The sequence below is a fragment of the Marivita sp. genome (assembly GCF_020055635.1).
In the GTDB taxonomy this organism is placed as follows: Bacteria; Pseudomonadota; Alphaproteobacteria; order Rhodobacterales; family Rhodobacteraceae; genus Marivita.
The window spans coordinates 90,358-109,537 of the sequence record NZ_JAIPUT010000009.1 but is presented as its reverse complement, the minus strand read 5'-3'; the positions used below and the strand labels follow the sequence as shown (position 1 = coordinate 109,537).

Genomic DNA, 19,180 nt, shown 5'->3' with positions numbered 1-19,180 from the left:
ACCTCGGCCACGTCCGCGATTTCTGCTTCGGACAGGTCCGGTGCGATCTTGAGGAAGATCGGGATCCGACGCTTCAGTGTGCTGCGCGTTTCCATCACCCCCGCCAACAAGGCCGACAGCGCGTCCTTGCCTTGCAGGTCGCGCAGTTTCTCGGTGTTGGGCGAGCTGACATTGACGGTGGCGAAATCGACGTGCGCGGCGCAGGTGGCCAGCACGGTGGCAAAGTCGGCTGCGCGGTTGTCGCTGTCCTTGTTGGCCCCGAGGTTCAGGCCGATGATCGCGTCGCGCGGGCGGGTTCCGAGGCGCTCTGCGATCCGTGCCATGCCGTCATTGTTGAAGCCGAAACGGTTGATCACGGCTCGGTCTTCGCTCAATCGGAAGAGGCGCGGTTTCGGGTTGCCGGGTTGCGGTCTCGGGGTGGCCGCCCCGACTTCGAGAAAACCGAAACCCGCGCGCGCCAGCGGGCGAAGGGCGACGGCGTTCTTGTCGAACCCGGCGGCAAGGCCCACCGGGTTGGGCAGGCTCAGGCCTGCAAGCGTCGTGCGCAGGCGCGGGCTGGTGATCGTGCCGGTGGTGGGCGCAAGGCCCAGTTGCAATGCCCGGAGCGCCAGCGCGTGGGCGGTTTCCGGGTCGAACCGGTGCAACAGCGCAAGCCCGGCCGTCTCCAGCGCTGTCATGCGAGATCATCCGGAAACAGATGGCCGTTGCCCGCCATCGGCAAGGGTTTCGCCCAGACCACGTCGGCAAGGCGCAGCGGGCCATAGAGATGTGGAAAGAGCGCCCCGCCCCGCGATGGCTCCCAGCGCAGGTCACCCGCCATCGCGGCCTCGTCATAGGCCAGGAGCATCAGCCCCTCGGCTCCGGCAAAATGCCGGGTCGCGGTGTCGCGCACCTGCTCGGACGTGGAGAAATGCACGAAGCCGTCCTCGATATCGATCGGGGCCCCGGCGGTTTCGCCATCGGCCTGCAACTTGGCCCATTCATCTGAGCGGAGGATTTTGTAAATCATCCCTGCGATGTGCCGCCTGAATCCCGTCGCGTCAAGCACTGTCATGTGCCTGTTGCGCGGGCGGTGGAGCGTCGATCGCCCGGGTGCCCCTTGGGTAAGTTTTGACTCCCTCCGCGCGGCGATGCACGATTGCGCCATAACAATCCGACAGAGGGGACTCACATGGCTTACCGACTTCTATCCAGTGCCGCGGCGCTGGCGCTTACGGCGGGGGTGGCTCAGGCCGATTACACGCTGCATGTCATTCATATCAACGACCTGCACAGCCGGATCGAGCCGATCAACCGATTCGATTCGACCTGTTCGGCGGAAGACAATGCAGCGGGCGAGTGTTTCGGTGGCGTCGCGCGGGTCAAGACGATGATCGACCAGCTGCGCGCCGAACTTGACGGCCAGAACGTCATCGTGGTGGACGCGGGCGACCAGTACCAGGGCTCGCTCATGTACACGACCTACAAGGGTGATGTCGAAGCCGAGATGATGGAGAAGATCGGGTTCGACGTGATGGCCGTCGGCAACCACGAATTCGACGATGGTGATGACGGGTTGCTCAAGCTGATCGAGAACGTGTCGTTTCCGGTGATCTCGGGGAACCTTGACGTGAGCCAGTCGAACATCCTGGCCGACAAGGTGCAGAACCATGTCGTGCTCGAGGTCGGGGGCGAGAAGATCGGCATCATTTCCGCGCTTGCCACGGACACGGTGGAAACCTCGTCGCCGTCGGACGCGGTCATCTTCCAGGACGAGGCCGACAGCCTTGCGGCGGATGTGGCGACGCTGACCGAAGAAGGCGTGACCAAGATCATCGCGCTGAACCATGTCGGGCTGCCCAAGGACCTTGACATCGCGGCAGCGGTGCCTGGGCTGGATGCGGTGGTCGGTGGGCACAGCCACACCTACCTGTCGGCGACCGACCCGGACCGCGACGGCGCCTATCCGACCTTTGTCAGCCAGGAAGACGGCACGCTGGTGCCGGTGGTGCAGGCCTATGCCTATTCGAAATATGTCGGCCATCTGGAACTGAATTTCGACGATGACGGCAACCTGACCTATGCGGCGGGCGACACGATCCTTCTGGATGCGTCGGTCGCCGAAGACCCCGAGATCGTCGCGCGGGTCGCCGAACTCGCCGGTCCCATCGAAGAGATGAAGACCCGCATCGTGGCCGAATCCGCCGAGGCCATCGAAGGCAGCCGCGACGTGTGCCGTGCTATGGAATGTCCGATGGGCAATCTGGTGGCCGATGCGATGCTCGACCGGGTGAAGGACCAGGGCGTCCAGATCGCCATCCAGAATGGCGGCGGTCTTCGCGCGTCGATCGACGCCGGTGAAGTGACCATGGGCGAGGTGATCTCGGTGCTGCCGTTCCAGAACACCCTGTCCACCTTCGAGGTCACGGGTGCACAGATCCTGGCAGCCCTCGAGAACGGCGTGAGCCAGGTCGAGGAAGGGGCAGGCCGCTTTCCGCAGGTGGCGGGCATGAGCTTTGCCGTCGATCTGAGCGCCGAACCCGGCAGCCGTGTGTCGAACGTCATGGTGGGCGATGCCCCTCTGGATCCGGACGCGACCTATGGCGCGGTGTCCAACAACTACGTCCGCAATGGCGGCGACGGGTACCGCATGTTCCGTGACGCGATGAACGCCTATGATTACGGCCCCGACCTGGCCGATGTCACGGCGGAATACCTTGCCGCGAACGCGCCCTATACGCCTTACACGGACGGTCGCATCAACGTGACCCCGTAAGGACATTCCTGGGCCGGACGCATTTGTCCGGCCCAGCTTTTGGCCATGTGTGGACGTTTCTCCCTGACCCTGCCGTCCGATGCGATGGCGCAGCTGTTCGATGCAGTGCCGTCGAACGCGCTGCCCGAGGTTCCCAATTACAACATCTGCCCGACCAACCAGGTCCATGCGGTTCATGTGGCCGAGGGACAGAGAAGGCTGGTGGCGATGCGCTGGGGGTTCCTGCCGCATTGGTACAAGGCGGAAAACGGCGGACCGCTTCTGATCAACGCGCGGGCCGAGACGATAGCGGAAAAGCCCGCCTTCAAGGCCGCGTGCCGTGAACGGCGCTGCCTGATCCCCGCCACGGGGTTCTACGAATGGACCAAGGACGAGGACGGCAATCGCCTGCCGTGGTACATCCATCCGACTGACACGGACCTGTTGGCTTTTGCCGGTGTCTGGCAGGACTGGGAACGCGACGGCGTGGCGCATCGGTCCTGTGCCATCGTGACCACGGCGGCCAACGACGCGATGTCGGCCATCCACCACCGCCAGCCGGTGACGTTGCGCCCCGAAGACTGGGCGCTGTGGCTGGGCGAGGCGGGACACGGTGCCGCAACGCTGATGAAGGCCGCACCCGAGGACGCGATGGCCTTCTACCGGGTTGATCCCAAGGTCAATTCCAACCGCGCCGCCGGGCCGGACCTGATCCGTCCGATGGACACGTGATCGGGGTTTTCCCGGCGCGCGCTTGGCAGTAGCGTGGCGCCGAACAGGGAGGTCCCAAATGTCCAACGCCAATATCGACGCGACCATGACAGCGCTCCGCGAATTTCTTGGAGACCGGCTGTCCACCGGGGCATCGATCCTCGACCAGCACAGCCATGACGAGGCCTATACCAAGCCGGTTCTGCCCGATGCAGTGGCCTTTCCCGAGACCACCGAGGAGGTGTCGCAGATCCTGAAGATCTGTTCGCAGCACGGCTGCCCGGTGATCCCCTACGGGATCGGGTCGTCGCTCGAGGGGCATATCGTGCCGGTGCAGGGCGGCATCACCGTCGATACCAGCCGCATGAACGCCGTGCTTGAGATCAACCAGAGCGATCTTGACGCGGTGGTCGAACCGGGTGTGACGCGGGTGCAGCTGAACGAGGCGCTGCGCGCGACAGGGCTGATGTTCACGGTCGATCCGGGCGCCGATGCGTCACTGGGTGGCATGGCGGCAACGCGGGCGTCCGGGACCAACACGGTGCGCTATGGCACGATGGCCGACAATGTTCTGGCGCTCGAGGTGGTGCTGCCGGACGGGCAGATCATTCACACCGGCAGCCGGGCCCGCAAATCGTCGACAGGCTATGACCTGACGCATCTCTTCATCGGATCGGAAGGCACGCTGGGCATCATCACCAAGCTGACGGTCAAGCTGCATGGTCAGCCTGAACATGTTGCGGCGGCGACCTGTGCCTTTCCCGATATCGCAAGCGCCGTGGACTCGGTGATCCTTGCGATCCAGATGGGGCTGCCGATGGCGCGGATCGAATTGCTGGACGAGGTGCAGATGAAGGGGATGAACCTCTACAATCCCGACATGGGGCTGCCCGAGATGCCGCATCTGTTCCTGGAATTCCACGGCACCGAGGCGGGGGTGGCCGAACAGGTCGAAAGCTTTGCCGGGCTTGTCGAAGAGCATGGCGGGTCGGATTTTCGATGGGCCACCCGAACGGAAGACCGCAACCGCCTCTGGCAGGCACGGCACAATGCCTATTACGCGGGCAAGGCGCTCCGCCCCGGCTGCGAGGGGGTCGTCACCGATTGCTGTGTGCCGATCTCGGCGCTGGCAGGGTGCATTGCACGCACCAAGGATCTGATCGCCGCGTCGGGGCTGATTGCGCCTCTGGTCGGGCATGTGGGGGACGGGAATTTCCATCTTCTCATCCTGGTGGATCCCGACCAATCCGGGGAACTGGCGCAGGCCCGGGACCTGGCCAACCAGGTCAACATGCTGGCGCTGGAGTTCGGCGGCACGGTCAGCGGCGAACACGGTATCGGCCTGGGCAAGCGCAAGTACCTGCCGCAGGAACATGGCGCGGCCTATGCGTTGATGGGAGTGCTCAAGAAGGCAGTCGATCCGGGCAACATCATGAATCCGGGTAAGCTGGTGACCTTGAACTGAAATATGCGACCGCAGCCGCCGATTTCATTTGTATTGGGAGGGACCGGTCCCCACATCCAGAACTGAACGCAGCGTCACAAAAGAATTGTCGTAGCGTCGTGGTGTCTTGTTTTCGCCAAATATCGGCTAAACAGGCCTGCCAATGACGCGAAGGCGCGGGCGCTGCGTGACAAAAGGGAGGGGAAACCATGACGTTTGCGAGTTTCGAGGACCGCGACACTGTCGAGAATGAAATGCCGTGGGCCGAGCGGGACATGCCCGTGACGCTCTATGGTCAGTTGAGCAAGACCGCCGCCGCCTTTCCGGACCGATCTGCCGTCAGCTTCCAGCTGCTGTCGGGTCCGACCGACAAGGCGGAAACGCTGAGCTGGTCCGGGCTGCTGGGCAAGACGGTCCAGGCGGCCAACATGTTCCGCAAGCTCGGGGTCGGTGAAAACGACGTCGTGGCCTATGTCCTGCCCAATAGCACGGAAACCGTGCTCACGCTTCTGGGCGGTGCCGTCGCGGGGATCGTCAACCCGATCAACCCGCTGCTCGAACCGGAACAGATCGCGGCGATCCTGCGCGAGACCGGGGCCAAGGTCGTGGTGACGCTCAAGGCGTTCCCGAAGACGGACGTGCCGCAGAAGGTGGCCGAGGCCTGCCGCCACGCGCCGAAGGTGCAGACGGTCCTCGAAGTGGATCTGAACCGCTACCTCACGCCGCCCAAGTCGTGGATCGTGCCGCTGATCCGGCCCAAGAATCCCGGCGGGCATCATGCGGATGTCCTGAGCTTCAATGGCGAGCTGGAAAAGCAGAACACCACGCTCGATTTCGCCGACAGTCCGGGCGACCGCGTCGCGGCGTATTTCCACACCGGCGGCACGACGGGCATGCCCAAGGTCGTCCAGCACAAGTATTCCGGCATGCTGTACAATGGCTGGATCGGCAACACCGTTCTCTTCACCGAGAAGGACACGATGATCTGTCCGCTGCCGCTGTTCCACGTGATGGCGACGCAGGCGCTTTTGATGTCTGCCATCGTGTCGGGGTCGCATGTGGTGTTCCCGACGCCGCAGGGCTATCGCGGCGAGGGCGTGATGGACAATTTCTGGAAGCTCTGCGAGCGCTGGAAGGTGACCTACATGATCACCGTGCCGACGGCCGTCGCCGCGCTGATGCAGCGGCCGGTCAATGCGGATATCTCGAGCGTTCAATTCGCGATTTCCGGGTCGGCCCCGATGCCGGTCGAGCTTTTCCGGCGGTTCGAGGAATCCTGCGGCCTTACGATCTGCGAAGGCTACGGCATGACCGAGGCGACCTGTCTGGTGTCGATCAACCCGCCCGATGGCGTCAAGAAGGTGGGATCGGTGGGGATGCCGTTCCCCTATACCGATGTGAAGATCATGGCGCTGAAGGATGGTCAGGCTGCGGAATGCGCAACCGACGAGATCGGCGAGATCTGCGTGTCTAACCCCGGCGTGATTCCGGGCGGAACCTATACCGACACCGCCAAGAATGCCGATCTCTATCATGACGACATGTACCTGCGCACCGGCGACCTGGGCCGTCTGGACGCGGATGGCTATCTGTGGATCACCGGCCGGGCGAAGGACCTGATCATCCGGGGTGGGCACAATATCGATCCGGCCGACATCGAGGACGCGCTGCTGGCGCATCCCGCCGTTGCCGTGGCCGGCGCGATCGGGCAGCCCGACGCCCATGCGGGTGAACTGCCCTGTGCCTTCGTCGAACTGATGGACGGGGCCAGCGTGACCGAGCAGGAGCTCCTGGAGCATTGCAAGGTGCATGTGCATGAACGTGCGGCCCAGCCCAAGCACCTGACCATCATGGACGAGTTGCCCAAGACGGCTGTCGGCAAGGTGTTCAAGCCCGACCTGCGCAAACAGGCGATCGCCCGGGTGTTCAACGCCGCGCTGGACAAGGCGGGATCGGCGGCGCGGGTGACGGCGGTGGTCGATGACCGCACCCGCGGGCTGGTGGCGCAGGTCGAGATGCACGGAGCGTCGCATGACGAGGTGAGCGATGTCCTGGGCAATTTCGCAAATCGCTGGGAAGAGGCGGCCTGAGCGCCGGAGATGGTTTCGGATCGGCAATGCCGATCCGACCGACGCGCGCCTTCGGCGCGCGTTTTCTTGCATATTTGGAAAGAGAAGAAGTTGGCGCGTCTGGCGGTGGGGCAAGGGTCTTGACGGGGGCCGCGTTGCCGTATCTCTTTTCTCAATGATCGATGCGCCCGCCATGCCTGCCACTGTCGTCCCTGCCTTTGAGGCAGTGCCCGCAGAGCCGCGCGCCGTTCTGCTGAATGTGCGCGCGTTGATATTCGAGATCGCCGCTGGCCTTCCCGACGCCGCCCGCATGTCCGAGACACTGAAGTGGGGGCAGCCGTCCTATGCCGTGCCAACCGGCACGCCGCTGCGGCTGGGACTGACCCGGGCCGGGCAGCCGGCGTTGTTCGCGCATTGCCAGACGCGCGTTGTTGCCGACGCTCGGGCGGTTCTGGACACGGCGCTCGAATTCGAGGGCAACCGCGCGATCCTGGTGCCGATGGACCGACCGTTTCCCGACGCGGCCCTGCGGCAGGTGATCCACGCCGCGCTGACCTATCGGCTCAGGGGGTCATCGGGTCGATCAGCGTGACCGGCAGGTTCAGCGCCTGTTCGATGGTGTGCGCGACCTGCAACAGACGCGCTTCGCCGCGCGGCGGGCCGATCAGCTGCAGGCCGACGGGCATGCCCGATGGGGTGAACCCGACAGGCAGCGACAGCGCGGGCAACCCCGCGACGGTGGCGAGAAAAGCGAATTGCAGCCAGTCGATATAGTCGCGCATCGGACGTCCCGCGACCTCGGTCGGGTATTCGATCTCGACCGGCAATGGCGCAAGGCCGTTGACCGGGCAGGCCAGAACGTCATGCGTGCGAAAGAACGCCGCCATGCTGTTGTAGATCGTCGACCGGTCCCGTTCGGCCTGGACGTAGTCGTCGAAACTCATCGCGCGGGCATCGGCGAGGTTGCCCTTGATGGTGTCCTTGTAGTGCCGCGTCACGCTTTCGGGTGTGACCTGGTAGCTGCCGAGGAAGGACATGCAGCGCAATGCGCGGAAGGTTTCGTCGAGGCGGGGCAGGTCGGGGCAGTGGTCCGTCACCGTGACATCGGGCAGGCGGAGGCTCTCGAGCGCGCTTCGCAACACGCTGTCGATCTCGGATGTGACGGCGGCAAAGCCGTTGAGGTCGGGTGTATAGGCGATGCGCACCGGGCCCGCGTCCTGCCGCGCGCTGTCGAGATAAGATGTGCTGGGAGCCGGGAAGGAGATCGGCCAGATCGGGTCGTACCCCGCCATCGCGTCGAGGAAGAGCGCGCAGTCCAGCACGTCGCGTGCCATGGGGCCGTCGACGCCGCCGCTGGTGAAGCCGAGATGGGCCGAACTGCCGCCCGCGATGCCGGGCGAGGGGCGCAGGCCGACGATGCCGCAGTAATTGGCCGGGCTGCGCAGGCTGCCGCCGAAATCCGACCCGTGGCTGAGCCACAGCTCTCCGGTGGCCAGCGATACCGCCGCGCCGCCCGAGGACCCGGCCGCGTTCATCGCCGTGTTCCAGGGGTTGCGGGTGGCGCCGAACACCGCGTTGAAGGTGTTGGCGCCAGCGCCCATCTCGGGCGTATTGGTCTTGCCCAGAACCACGCCGCCGCGCTCTTCGAGCCGCGCAACGAGCGGGTCGGAGACGGACGGGATGTGGTCGGCCATGCCCCTGGTGCCGAAGGTTGTCCGGACGCCTTCGACCGGGTTGAGATCCTTGATGCCGATGGGAAGGCCGGCCAGCGCCATTGCAGGTGTGACCGCCGATTTGCGGGCGCGCTCGGGGCAGCGGGTGACCACGGCGTTCACCGCCGCTTCGACCTGATCCATCCGGGTGAGGCTGGCCTCGATCAGATCGGCGGGTGTGACCTCGCCCTTGCGCAGCTGCGCGATGGCGTCGCGCGCCGACAGGGCGCACAGCTCCGGGCCGGAAAAATGCGTGTCGGGACGTGTCACGGGGCGCAGAACATGCCGTGGAGATGCGCGATCAGCCGGGCCGTGTTGGCGTCGCTCAGGCTGTAGTAGATCGTCTTGCCATCGCGGCGGGTCTTGACCAGCTGCTCGTCGCGCAGGCGGGCGAGCATCTGGCTGACCGCCGCCTGGCGGATATCCAGCAGGGTTTCCAGCTCGCCGACGGATTTCTCTCCGGTGCCAAGATGGCACAGGATCATCAAGCGACCTTCATGCGCCAGGGTTTTGAGATAGGCCGCCGCTTCGCGTGCGCTCTGCGCCATGTCCTGTGCCGCCTCCGGGGCGACCCCAACGTCTTTCATTTGCAAACCCTCGCGTGTCCACACTGCATATAGCACCGAAGCGTGAGGCGGTTCAAAGATTTATCGCGCGGCTCAGTCCTCTGTAACCGGCGGTGCCCCGCCCATGAAATTGTTGCCGCCTTTGTAGTCACAGGGGTCATCCTGCATCTGCAGGTGCAACCCGTCGCCGGTGAAGGGATTCGCGCGGGCGAGATCCTCGTCCACATCGATGCCGAGGCCGGGGGCGTCGGGGGGGGTGATATAGCCGTCCTCGACCCGGATCGTGTTGCGGATCAGCGCCTTGTGGAACGGCGTTTCGATGGTCTCGGCGATCAGCACATTCGGGATCGAGGTGCACAGGTGCACGTTTGCGGCCCATTCGACCGGACCGGCATAGAGATGCGGGGCCAGTTCCGCGTTGAACGCCTCGGCCATCGCGGCGACCTTCTTCATCTCCCAGATGCCGCCCGCACGCCCCAGCGCCGGTTGCAGGATCTTTGCGCCGCCGGTGCGCAGCAGGGTGGCGAATTCCGCCTTGGTGGTCAGCCGTTCGCCGGTGGCAAGGGGAATGCGAACGGCGCGTGCCACCTCTGCGAACTCCAGCAGGTTGTCCGGCGGGATCGGTTCCTCGTACCAGAGCGGGAGATAGGGTTCGATCGCCTGGCCCAGCCGGATCGCGCCGGAGGTGGTGAACTGGCCATGGGTTCCGAAGAGCAGGTCGGCCCTGTCGCCCACCGCGGCCCGGATTGCCTTGCACATCTCGACCGAGAGCGAGATGTCGGTGAGCGCGGGCTGGTGCCCGCCATGGATCGTGTAGGGGCCGGCCGGGTCGAACTTGACCGCCGTGTAGCCCTGCCTGACATATTCCACCGCCGCTTCGGCATGGGCGTCCGGGTCGGTCCAGAACGTGTTCAGATCGTGATGCGGCAGGGGGTAGAGATAGGTATAGGCGCGCACCTTCGGGTTCATGCGCCCGCCCAGCAGCGCCCAGACCGGCCTCTCGCGGGCCTTGCCGAGGATGTCCCAGCAGGCGATCTCCAGGCCCGAGAACGCGCCCATGACGGTCAGGTCCGGGCGCTGGGTAAATCCGGCGGAATAGGCGCGGCGGAACATCAACTCGATGTTTTCGGGGGTCTCACCCTTCATGTGCCGGTCGAACACGTCTTCGATCACCGCCTTCATCGCGACGGGGCCGACCGACGAGGCGTAGCATTCGCCCCACCCGGTGAGGCCGGTGTCGGTGGTCACCTTGACCAGTGTCCAGTAGCGCCCACCCCATCCGGGGGCGGGCGGGGCGGTGGTGAGGATGTCGAGCGACTGCAGTTTCATGGCGGCTCCTTCTGGTGTCGGGCGGACGATGCGTCGACGCATCGCAGAGTTTCCGTTCACGGAAACGCGTGCGGGAGGTCGACGCCGCTCAGAAGACGATCACGTTGCGCTTGGCCCCGCCTGCCTTGGTGTCCTCGATGGCCTCGTTGATCTGATCCAGCGACCAGCGGCCCGACACCAGTTCGTCCAGCTTGAGCCGCCCCTGGCGGTAAAGGTCGGCCAGCCACGGAATGTCGCGGCGGATCACCACGTCGCCCATCTTCGACCCGGTCATGCCCTGCGCCATGTAGGCCAGCACCACCGGTTCGTATTCCGCCATCGCCCCGGAATGCGGCATTCCGACCATCACCATGCGCCCGCCCCAGCCCAGAAAGCGCGGCGCGTCGTTATAGGCGGGAATGGCGCCCACGGTGACCGCCACCAGGTCAGCCCCGCGTCCGAGAACGCGCATGACCTCTTTCCAGGGCTCTTTCTCCGTCGCCAGCACGCCGTCGGTTGCGCCAAAGGCCCTGGCGGTTTCCAGTTTCTCCGCCGTCATGTCCACCGCGACGATGCGCCGTGCGCCCGCGATCCGCGCGCCCTGGATGGCGTTGAGGCCAACGCCGCCTGCGCCGATCACGACGACGTCCTCGCCGGCGCGCAGGCGGCCGGCATTGACCACCGCGCCGACCCCGGTGATCACACCACAGGCCATGAGTGCCACCGCCTCGGGCGGCATGTCGTCGGGCAGGGGGACGACCTGGCTCTGGTCGACAACCACCCGTTCGGCAAAGGCGCCGCAATTCATCGCCTTGACCACGGCGGTGCCATCGCCGCGCGTCAGCGGCGACGGGCCGGTGCCGGGCGTTTCGCAGATCGTCGGTCGACCGCTGGCGCAATTGGGGCAGGCGCCGCAGGCCTTGATGAGCGTGACCACCACGCGCTGGCCCTCGATCAGGTCGGCCACGTTCGGTCCGACAGCCGAAATGCGGCCCGCCGCTTCGTGGCCATAGACCGCCGGAAGATCACCGCCCCAGGCGCCATCGGCGTAGTGAATGTCTGAATGGCAGATCGCCACCGCCTCGAGCGTGACCTCGATCTCTCCGGCTTGCGGCGCCCGCAGCTCCAGGTCCTCCAGTTCGAGCGGTTTGCCGAATGCGGTGCAAACAGCGGCTTTGATGCGGGTCATGGCCCCTCCGTTGATCTTTCGGGCAACCTGCGGCGGGGGCGGGTCAAGCGCAAGAGGGAAGGCGACTTTTGCAGGTCAGGCCGCGACAGCGCCACGTCGCGGCGCCAGAAAGAGGATCAGCGCAATGACGATCAGGCCCAGCGACACCAGGAACGGCGCGCCGGGAAAATCGACCGGAGCCCCGCCGCGTGTGAACTGCGCGAAGACCGATGTCATCAGCATCGGCGCCACGATCATCGCCACCGCTCCGACCGAGGTCAGCGCGCCCTGCAATTCGCCCTGCCGCCTGTCGCCCACCACCTCGGACATGAGGCCCTGCAAGGCCGGTGTGATGACCGCGCCAAGCGCCGCCAGCGGAGTCAGGATCAACGCCACGGTGCCGGATGTCACGAAGGCCAGCGCGCCAAAGGCGAAGATGTCGAACACCAACCCGTAGATCACCGTGCCGCGTGGGCCAAGGCGGGCGAGGATCAGCCGGATCAACCCACCCTGAACCACTGCCATCATGACGCCGAACAGGCCCAGCGACAGCCCGATCATGCCCGCGTTCCAGCCGAACCGCGCCTGCCCGAAATAGGCCCAGATCGCCGGGTAGACGAAAAAGGCCACCTGGTAGAGGAAGAACACCGTGAACAGCCGTCCCAGACCCGGCAACTGGCGCAGCGATCTGAACGCGCCCAGCGGGTTGGCGCGGCGCCACTCGAACGGGCGTCGGATCGCGTCGGTCACGGTTTCCCCAAGCACCACATAGCCCAGGGCTGCATTCGCGCCGGCCAATGCCGCTGCGGCCCAGAACGGCGCGCGGGTCCCCCATTCGCCCAGCAGACCGCCCATCAACGGACCGATGACAAAGCCAAGCCCGAAGGCCGCGCCGACAAGGCCGAAATTCTGCGCCTTCTTGCCGGGCTCCGAGATGTCGGCCATGTAGGCCGTGGCGGTCGCCTGCGTCGCGGCGGTGATCCCGCCGATCACCCGGCCCAGCAGCAAGAGCCACATGGTCCCGGCCACCGCCATGATCACGTAATCGGCGGCCATCGCAAAAAGCGAGACCAGCAGCACGGGGCGCCTGCCGAAGCGGTCGGACAGGTTGCCCACCACCGGTCCGAACAGGAACTGCATCACGGCAAAGACCGTCGCCAGCACGCCGCCCCAAAGCGCCGCATTGGCCAGATCGCCGCCCGTGACCTCGCGGATGAGGTCGGGCATCACCGGAATGATCAGACCGACACCCATGGCGTTGATCATGACGGTCAGCAGGATGAAGACGACGGGCAGGCGCATTCAGGCAGCTTTCACGAAATCAGGCCGATGCGCCTTTTCATGTGTAAACTACACTTGACAGATTTCAGGTCAATGCGCCTGTTCAATGCGCCTGTGCGGAGATGAACTCGGCAAGAACACGGGCGTATTCGTCGGGCGCTTCGACGCAAGGCAGGTGCCCGGCCTTGCGGATCAGGTGAAACCGCGATCCCGGCACGAGATCGGTTGTTTCGCGCACCAGGTCGGGTGGCGTCGATCCATCCTCGCTTCCCGCGATGCCCAGTGTCGGCAGGCGGAGCGCAGCCGTGGTGGTGAAGAAATCCGTTCCGGCGATGGCATGGCAGCAGCCGATATAGCCTTCCGCCGGAGTGCGGGTCAGCATGTTGCGCCAGGCAGGGAATTCGGTCGTGGCGCGGAAGGCCGGGGTGAACCAGCGCGCCATCGTGGCATCGGCCAGGGCCTCGATCCCGCCCGCGTCGACATCGGCGATCCGCTGCTCCCAGATCGCGCGGGTGGCGATGCGCGCGGCGGTGTTCGACAAGACCATCGCGCGCACCAGGTCGAGCCGCTTGGCTGCCAGCCCCTGCGCGACCATGCCGCCGATCGACAGGCCGACAAACACCGCGTCCCTGACCCCGAGATGGTCCATCAACTGTTCCGCGTCGCGCACGAGGATGCCCATCGGGTAGGGCCGTTCCGGGCAGTCCGACAGCCCGTGCCCGCGCGCGTCATAGCGGATATAGGACAACCCGGTCCGCGGCATTCGAGCGATCAACTTGTCCCAGAGTCGCAGATCGGTGCCCAGCGAATTGGCGAAGATCACAGGCGCTCCGTCCGGGTCGCCGTCGATGCGGTAGTGCAACCGGATGCCGTCAAGCTCAGCGATCTGCATTGCGTGCCTCCTCAGTCTTGCCCGAATTGCGTCAGCGCGTGCAGGAACACCGCGCGGTCCACGTTTCCGCCCGAAATGGTACAGATCACCGTGTCGCCTTCAACCCGGTCAGGGTGAAAAAGCGCTGCCGCCAGCGCCACCGCGCCGCCCGGTTCGGCCACCAGCTTGAGCCGGGCAAAGGCCAGCGCCATGGCGCGCTGGGCGTCGTCGTCACTGACGACGATCCCGGGAGCGCAGAGCCGGTGCATGATCGGAAAGGTCACGTTTCCGGGCTGTGGCGTGACGATGGCATCGCAAAGCCCCGTGGCGCTGCCGGTGTTGCGTTCGATCCGGCCGGATGCCAGCGACCGCGTTACATCGTCGAAGCCTTCGGGCTCGGCCGGTCGCACCCGCATCCGCGGCGCGCGCGCCTCGAGCGCCAGCGCAATGCCCGATGTCAGGCCCCCGCCACCGCAGCAGACGAGCACCTCGGCTTCGGTCACACCCAACTCTGCCGCCTGTGCCGCGATCTCGAGCCCGCAAGTGCCTTGCCCGGCGATCACCTCGGGGTCGTCGAAAGGCCGGATCAGGGTCAGGCCGCGGTCTTGCGACAGTTTGGTTCCGATGGCGTCGCGGTCTTCTGTGGCGCGGTCGTAAAGCACCACCTCGGCCCCCAGCGCGCGGGTGTTGTCGATCTTCATCCTCGGCGCGTCCGATGGCATGATGATTACCGCGCCGACGCCGAACTGCCGCGCCGCCAGGGCCACGCCCTGCGCATGGTTTCCCGAGGAATAGGCGATCACGCCTCTCGCCCGTTGTTCGTCCGGCAGGGCGGATAAAGCCGAGCGCGCGCCGCGGTACTTGAAGCTGCCGGTATGTTGCAGGCATTCCGCCTTGATCAGAACGCGCCGCCCAGCGATCTCGTCCAGAAAGGGCGAGGACAGAAGCGGCGTCACCCGCGCGTGACCTTTCAGGCGGCCCGCCGCCGCCTCGATGCGATGAATGTCCATCTGCGTTCTACCTCAGCATATCCAGCCAGCGCTTCAAGGCGCTCAGGCTTTGTGGTTCGTCAAGAAAGGGGATATGCCCCCGGTCCGGCACTTCGACCGCGACCATGTCCGGGCGCCGCCTTTTCATCTCGGCAAAGGTGGCGGGCGACAGAAGGTCGGAATTTGCCCCCCGGAGACAGGCCAGCGGCAGACCGGACAGGGCATCGAACAGCGGCCAGAGGTCGGGCGCGGGCTGCGCGCCGCCCTCGAGCACCGCCTCGCGCAGGCGCGGATCATAGGTGAGCTCCAGCCCGTCCTCGGTTTCGTTGAACAGGATCTGCGCCTCGCGCAGCCAGCGTTCGGGCGGCACGTTTGCAAACCCGGTCAGCACACGTGCCCGGGCGGCGGCCATCTCTGCGTGGGTTTTCAGAACCGGGGGCCGGCCAAGGTAATCCTTGATCACCTCCAGCCCCTCCGGCGCGATCTCGGGGCCGATATCGTTCAACGCGACCCCCAGCAGCCGGTTCTTGACCGTCGCCGCCAGAAGCATTGCGATCAGCCCGCCGCGCGAGGTGCCCAGAACAGCCGCCTTGTCGATGCCGAGATGGTCAAGCAGTTCCACCGCGTCGCGGCCCTCGACCGGGATCTGGTAGGTCGACGGATCGCCCCAGTCCGATTGCCCGCGTCCGCGATAATCCAGTGTGATCACGCGCAGATCCGCCAGGTGCGGTGCCACGAATTCGAAATCGCGCCCGTCGCGTGTCAGGCCGGCAAGGCACAGCAGGGGCAGGCCATCGCCCGTGTCGGTGTAATAGAGAGACAGGCCGTCGGAAGTTGTGAATCGTGGCATCAGGCCAGCTCCGGAATAGTGGTCAGATCGGTCAGCACATGGGCGGGGCGGTGGGGCAGGCGGTCCACCGGGTCGCCCGCGCGGTTGACCCAGACGGTCTCGAAGCCATAGCCTGCCGCCCCGGCGATGTCCCAGCCGTTCGACGACACGAAGAGCACGTCGTCCCGGGTGCAGTCGAACCGCGCGCCGACCATGTCATACACCCGCGACGAGGGCTTGAAGATGCCCACCTCCTCGACCGACAGGACCGCATCGAGAAACGCGCCGATCCCGGCGCTGTCGACCGCGCCCTCCAGCATGTCGACGCTGCCATTGGACAGGATCGCGCAGGTCTTCCCCGCCGCCTTGAGTTGCGCCAGCATCATCGGCACCTCGCGGTACGCCGCCAGCTCCCAGTAAAGCGCCAACAGCCGTTCGCGCAGTTCCGGATCGTCGGTCAGGCCGACCTTCTCCATCGCCCAGTCGAGACCATCCTTCGTGACATCCCAGAACGGCGTGTAGTCCTCGGTGATGGTGCGCAGCCACGTGTATTGAAGCTGCTTCAGCCGCCAATGTTCGGCCAACTGCGGCCACACGGCCTCGAGCGCCGCGCGCCCCGGTTCCTCGGCCGCGACGCGGGCTGCCGCAGCCACGTCGAAAAGCGTGCCATAGGCATCGAAGATGCAGACCTTTGCCATGTCGCAACACCCCTTCTGTTGATCTGCGGGCAAGGTGTCAGATCGGATCGAGCGAGAAAAGCACTGTTTGATCTCTGGCCGCCCATGCCATGCGATGCCACCCGAGCGGCTGGTCCGTTGCGACCAAGGACCACGCAAAAACAAACCCCCGAAAGCGCAAGCTCCGGGGGTTGTCAAAATCAAAGCGTGTCGGAAAGACCTGCTTAGAGCATACCTTCGCGCTGTGCCTTCTTGCGCGCCAGTTTGCGCGCACGGCGGATCGCTTCGGCTTTCTCGCGTGCTTTTTTCTCGGACGGCTTTTCGAAATGTTGCTTGAGCTTCATTTCACGAAAAACGCCTTCACGCTGCAGCTTTTTCTTCAGAGCGCGGAGCGCCTGATCGACGTTGTTGTCACGAACACTAACCTGCATGTGGTTTTCACCACCTTTCTAAGTTGGATTTGCAAGGAATTGCAGGAAGCAGCCTGTTAGCAAAGACCGGAGGACTTGTCCAGCCGTCATTGCGCCATATCCGGCGTGGCTTGTGCGGAGGTCGTGCCGCGCAACGGGTTGGCCGGATGGATGAAAATCGCCAGCGACAGAAGCGCGAAGATGCACTCGTACACCTCCCAGCGGCGGCTTTCGGCCAGCAACGGGATCGCGACCGACACGAAGATGGCAAACGCCGCGTGGTAGAGGCGCGGCACCGGGATCACCATCGCCTGCGTCACGCGGCGGACCCACCCGGCCCAACGCCAGAGCACCGGCAGGATGATCAGGTAGCTCAGGATGATCCAGGACAGCACCGGGCCAAAGATCACCTCGTCCAGCTTGACGTCGCCGATCACCAGGTTGTGCAGGGTGAATTCCTGCTGGTCGTTGTTTTCCTGGAAATAGTCGGGGCTTTCAAACCCCAGGATACGCTGGCCCCACGAGATTTCCTCGCCCGCCGCCCAGACATAGGCCAGCCCGTAAAGCACCCCCAGCACCAGGGCGCCGCGCGTCAGCGAGTCACGAACCTGCAGCACGCGGGCGACCAGCACGGCACCGCCGCAAGCCAGAAAGATGGCGGTGAAGTTCTCGATCAGGGAATCCTCGGCGCCGAAATAGCTGAAGAACAGGTCTTTCGAAATTGCCGATACGACAAAGGCGGCGACCAGGACAAGAATGCCGATGGTCAGAAACAGGTAGTCAGCTTTTTGGCGAGTCACGATTGGGGCATCCGGAGCGGTTTGAAGTTGTCATAAATAAGTTACACAACTCCGAACACCGGAAAAAGTTCCGAACGTTCGAAAAGGTGGCCTTGTCGTCGTCGTCGATCTACATGGTTGTCAGCTGACACGTGTTTATCGACTGGAGTTCACCCCCATGACCGAGACCCAAAGCGATCCCGCCACAGAGCTTCTTGACGCCGCGCTGATGCATGTGCCCTTCGACGGCTGGTCGGACACCGCCTTCAAGGCGGCCATTGCGGACACCGGCACGTCGCACGCCCTTGCGCGGGGTCTGTTTCCGCGCGGGGCCGTCGATCTTGCGGTGGCGTTTCACCGGCGGGGCGATGATGCGATGGCCGCGGCGCTGCGCGAGCGGGATCTGGGCAGCATGCGCTTTCGGGACAAGGTGGCGCTTGCCGTGCGCCTGCGGCTCGAGACCGTCGATGACAAGGAAGCGGTCCGTCGCGGCGTGACGCTTTTTGCGCTGCCGATGCACGCGGCGGAAGGCGCCAGGCTCATCTGGGGCACCGCCGATCGCATCTGGACGGAACTGGGCGACAATTCGCAGGACATCAACTGGTACACCAAGCGCGCGACGCTGTCGGGGGTCTATTCCTCGACCGTGCTCTATTGGCTGGGCGACGATTCGCTGGACAACCAGGCAACCTGGGCCTTTCTGGACCGACGCATCGATGACGTGATGCAGATCGAAAAGGTCAAGGCGCAGGTCCGCAAGGCTCCGGGCCTGAACCGAATGATCAAGACGGCCGACTCTGTCTTTTCACGGATCAAGCCACCCAAGCCGCGCCGCACCGACCTGCCCGGCGGCTGGACCGTGCCGCGCTGAGCCTAGCGGATCGGATCGAACAGCGCGTCCCTGGCGGTGCAATCGCGCACCACGTCCCGCCCGCAGGGCACCGGGTCCAGCGATCTGGACAGGCAGATCCGCGCTTCCTGGATGCGCCCCTGTTTGCAGGTGATCGTGATCATGTCGCGCTCAAGCTGCGGGTTGGCCTCGAGAAACGCCTCTTCCACGACGGACGCGGGCAAGGTGATCGCCTTGTCCAGTTGGCGGAACACCGCGGGCCGGGTCACTGTGCCATAGGCGTCGCGCGACAGGGCAAAATAGTCCGAGGCCGAAAGCCCCGAGCAGACCCCGTGCTTGTTCCATTGGTGCCATGCCAGCCCCGAGGTGCCCATGATGTCGGCCATGTCGCGGGTCATCGCGCGGGACGGGTTTGATTGAGCCGTCGGACAATAGGATGGCCAGCCGCGATGGTATTGCGGCCAGAGCCCGTGCATCACCCAGCCGAAATCGGCCTCTGCATCGCATTGCGGCGACTGGCGCGCGTCGCCTTCAAGCGCGCACCACGTCGGCGACCAGCTTAGCGACAGCACGTAATAGTCGAACGCACCGGCCCGTTCGCCCTTGGCCCAGACACTCGTCGCGGCGATCAAACCGATGAGAGCAAGCCCCAATACCTGCATTCCCTCTTCCCTCTTTGCCTCTGCGCGACTATAAGGCCGCCAAGTTCCCTGACAATGGAAACCGTCCCGGCCTGATCCGGGACCTCTTGGACCCGCTCCGAGAGACCAGAAAAGCTATGC

General features: G+C 65.0%; 20 protein-coding genes. 6 read left to right on the top strand and 14 right to left on the bottom strand.

Features of this window, described 5'->3' with window-relative positions:
• On the bottom strand, window positions 1-677 hold a 677-nt coding region (pyrD, locus tag LCF60_RS07150), incomplete at its 3' end, for a dihydroorotate dehydrogenase (quinone) (protein ID WP_292290710.1).
• Window positions 674-1,009, bottom strand: a complete 336-nt coding sequence (locus LCF60_RS07145) for a DUF952 domain-containing protein (protein ID WP_292290708.1) — start codon at window positions 1,007-1,009, stop codon at window positions 674-676. The genes LCF60_RS07145 and pyrD, both read right to left, overlap by 4 nt.
• Window positions 1,010-1,171: 162 nt before the next feature.
• Between LCF60_RS07145 and LCF60_RS07140 the strand changes: the two genes are divergently transcribed.
• From LCF60_RS07140 to LCF60_RS07120, 5 genes are all read left to right on the top strand, one after another.
• Window positions 1,172-2,755, top strand: a complete 1,584-nt coding sequence (locus tag LCF60_RS07140) for a bifunctional metallophosphatase/5'-nucleotidase (RefSeq protein ID WP_292290707.1) — start codon at window positions 1,172-1,174, stop codon at window positions 2,753-2,755.
• A 45-nt stretch (window positions 2,756-2,800) separates the two neighbouring features.
• Entirely contained in the window at window positions 2,801-3,466 is a 666-nt protein-coding gene (locus LCF60_RS07135; RefSeq protein WP_292290706.1) for an SOS response-associated peptidase, read from the top strand.
• Between the two features lie 58 nt (window positions 3,467-3,524).
• Window positions 3,525-4,910, top strand: coding sequence for an FAD-linked oxidase C-terminal domain-containing protein (locus tag LCF60_RS07130; protein ID WP_292290705.1), 1,386 nt, complete (start codon window positions 3,525-3,527; stop codon window positions 4,908-4,910).
• A 188-nt stretch (window positions 4,911-5,098) separates the two neighbouring features.
• Window positions 5,099-6,979 (top strand): acyl-CoA synthetase, encoded by a 1,881-nt coding sequence (locus LCF60_RS07125; RefSeq protein WP_292290703.1) that lies wholly within the window; start codon window positions 5,099-5,101, stop codon window positions 6,977-6,979.
• Between the two features lie 154 nt (window positions 6,980-7,133).
• Entirely contained in the window at window positions 7,134-7,550 is a 417-nt protein-coding gene (locus LCF60_RS07120) for a DUF1801 domain-containing protein (RefSeq protein ID WP_292290702.1), read from the top strand.
• Here the strand turns inward: LCF60_RS07120 and LCF60_RS07115 are convergent.
• The 11 genes from LCF60_RS07115 to LCF60_RS07065 form a co-directional block, all read right to left on the bottom strand.
• Window positions 7,522-8,940: an amidase family protein gene (locus LCF60_RS07115; protein ID WP_292290701.1), complete on the bottom strand. Its 1,419-nt coding sequence runs from the start codon at window positions 8,938-8,940 to the stop codon at window positions 7,522-7,524. The genes LCF60_RS07120 and LCF60_RS07115 overlap by 29 nt on opposite strands.
• Complete coding sequence (locus LCF60_RS07110; protein ID WP_292290700.1) at window positions 8,937-9,257, bottom strand: metalloregulator ArsR/SmtB family transcription factor; 321 nt, start codon at window positions 9,255-9,257, stop codon at window positions 8,937-8,939. The genes LCF60_RS07115 and LCF60_RS07110 overlap by 4 nt, the downstream gene beginning before the upstream one ends.
• A 72-nt stretch (window positions 9,258-9,329) precedes the next feature.
• On the bottom strand, window positions 9,330-10,565 hold the full coding sequence (locus LCF60_RS07105) for a mandelate racemase/muconate lactonizing enzyme family protein (RefSeq protein WP_292290699.1): 1,236 nt from the start codon (window positions 10,563-10,565) through the stop codon (window positions 9,330-9,332).
• A gap of 88 nt (window positions 10,566-10,653) precedes the next feature.
• Window positions 10,654-11,733 carry a Zn-dependent alcohol dehydrogenase gene (locus tag LCF60_RS07100; protein WP_292290698.1) on the bottom strand — a complete coding sequence of 360 codons (1,080 nt, stop codon included), beginning with the start codon at window positions 11,731-11,733 and terminating at the stop codon, window positions 10,654-10,656.
• Between the two features lie 75 nt (window positions 11,734-11,808).
• A complete protein-coding gene (locus LCF60_RS07095) occupies window positions 11,809-13,014 on the bottom strand; it encodes a TCR/Tet family MFS transporter (RefSeq protein WP_292290697.1) in 1,206 nt (401 codons plus the stop codon).
• An 82-nt stretch (window positions 13,015-13,096) separates the two neighbouring features.
• Window positions 13,097-13,885: a 3-oxoadipate enol-lactonase gene (gene pcaD / locus LCF60_RS07090; protein ID WP_292290695.1), complete on the bottom strand. Its 789-nt coding sequence runs from the start codon at window positions 13,883-13,885 to the stop codon at window positions 13,097-13,099.
• Between the two features lie 11 nt (window positions 13,886-13,896).
• Window positions 13,897-14,874 carry a threonine/serine dehydratase gene (locus LCF60_RS07085; RefSeq protein WP_292290693.1) on the bottom strand — a complete coding sequence of 326 codons (978 nt, stop codon included), beginning with the start codon at window positions 14,872-14,874 and terminating at the stop codon, window positions 13,897-13,899.
• Between the two features lie 7 nt (window positions 14,875-14,881).
• Complete coding sequence (locus tag LCF60_RS07080) at window positions 14,882-15,703, bottom strand: alpha/beta hydrolase (RefSeq protein ID WP_292290692.1); 822 nt, start codon at window positions 15,701-15,703, stop codon at window positions 14,882-14,884.
• On the bottom strand, window positions 15,703-16,380 hold the full coding sequence (locus LCF60_RS07075; protein ID WP_292290691.1) for a haloacid dehalogenase type II: 678 nt from the start codon (window positions 16,378-16,380) through the stop codon (window positions 15,703-15,705). Before LCF60_RS07075 ends, LCF60_RS07080 begins: the two co-directional genes overlap by 1 nt.
• Before the next feature lie 203 nt (window positions 16,381-16,583).
• Complete coding sequence (rpsU, locus tag LCF60_RS07070; RefSeq protein WP_008207378.1) at window positions 16,584-16,790, bottom strand: 30S ribosomal protein S21; 207 nt, start codon at window positions 16,788-16,790, stop codon at window positions 16,584-16,586.
• 86 nt (window positions 16,791-16,876) lie between these two features.
• Window positions 16,877-17,569: a hypothetical protein gene (locus LCF60_RS07065; RefSeq protein WP_292290690.1), complete on the bottom strand. Its 693-nt coding sequence runs from the start codon at window positions 17,567-17,569 to the stop codon at window positions 16,877-16,879.
• Between the two features lie 157 nt (window positions 17,570-17,726).
• Here LCF60_RS07065 and LCF60_RS07060 point away from each other — a divergent pair, with 157 nt between their 5' ends.
• Window positions 17,727-18,419, top strand: coding sequence for a COQ9 family protein (locus LCF60_RS07060; RefSeq protein WP_292290689.1), 693 nt, complete (start codon window positions 17,727-17,729; stop codon window positions 18,417-18,419).
• A 2-nt stretch (window positions 18,420-18,421) separates the two neighbouring features.
• On the opposite strand, the gene LCF60_RS07055 is transcribed toward LCF60_RS07060, so the two are convergent.
• Window positions 18,422-19,060 (bottom strand): ribonuclease T2, encoded by a 639-nt coding sequence (locus tag LCF60_RS07055; RefSeq protein ID WP_292290688.1) that lies wholly within the window; start codon window positions 19,058-19,060, stop codon window positions 18,422-18,424.
• Window positions 19,061-19,180 lie beyond the last annotated feature (120 nt).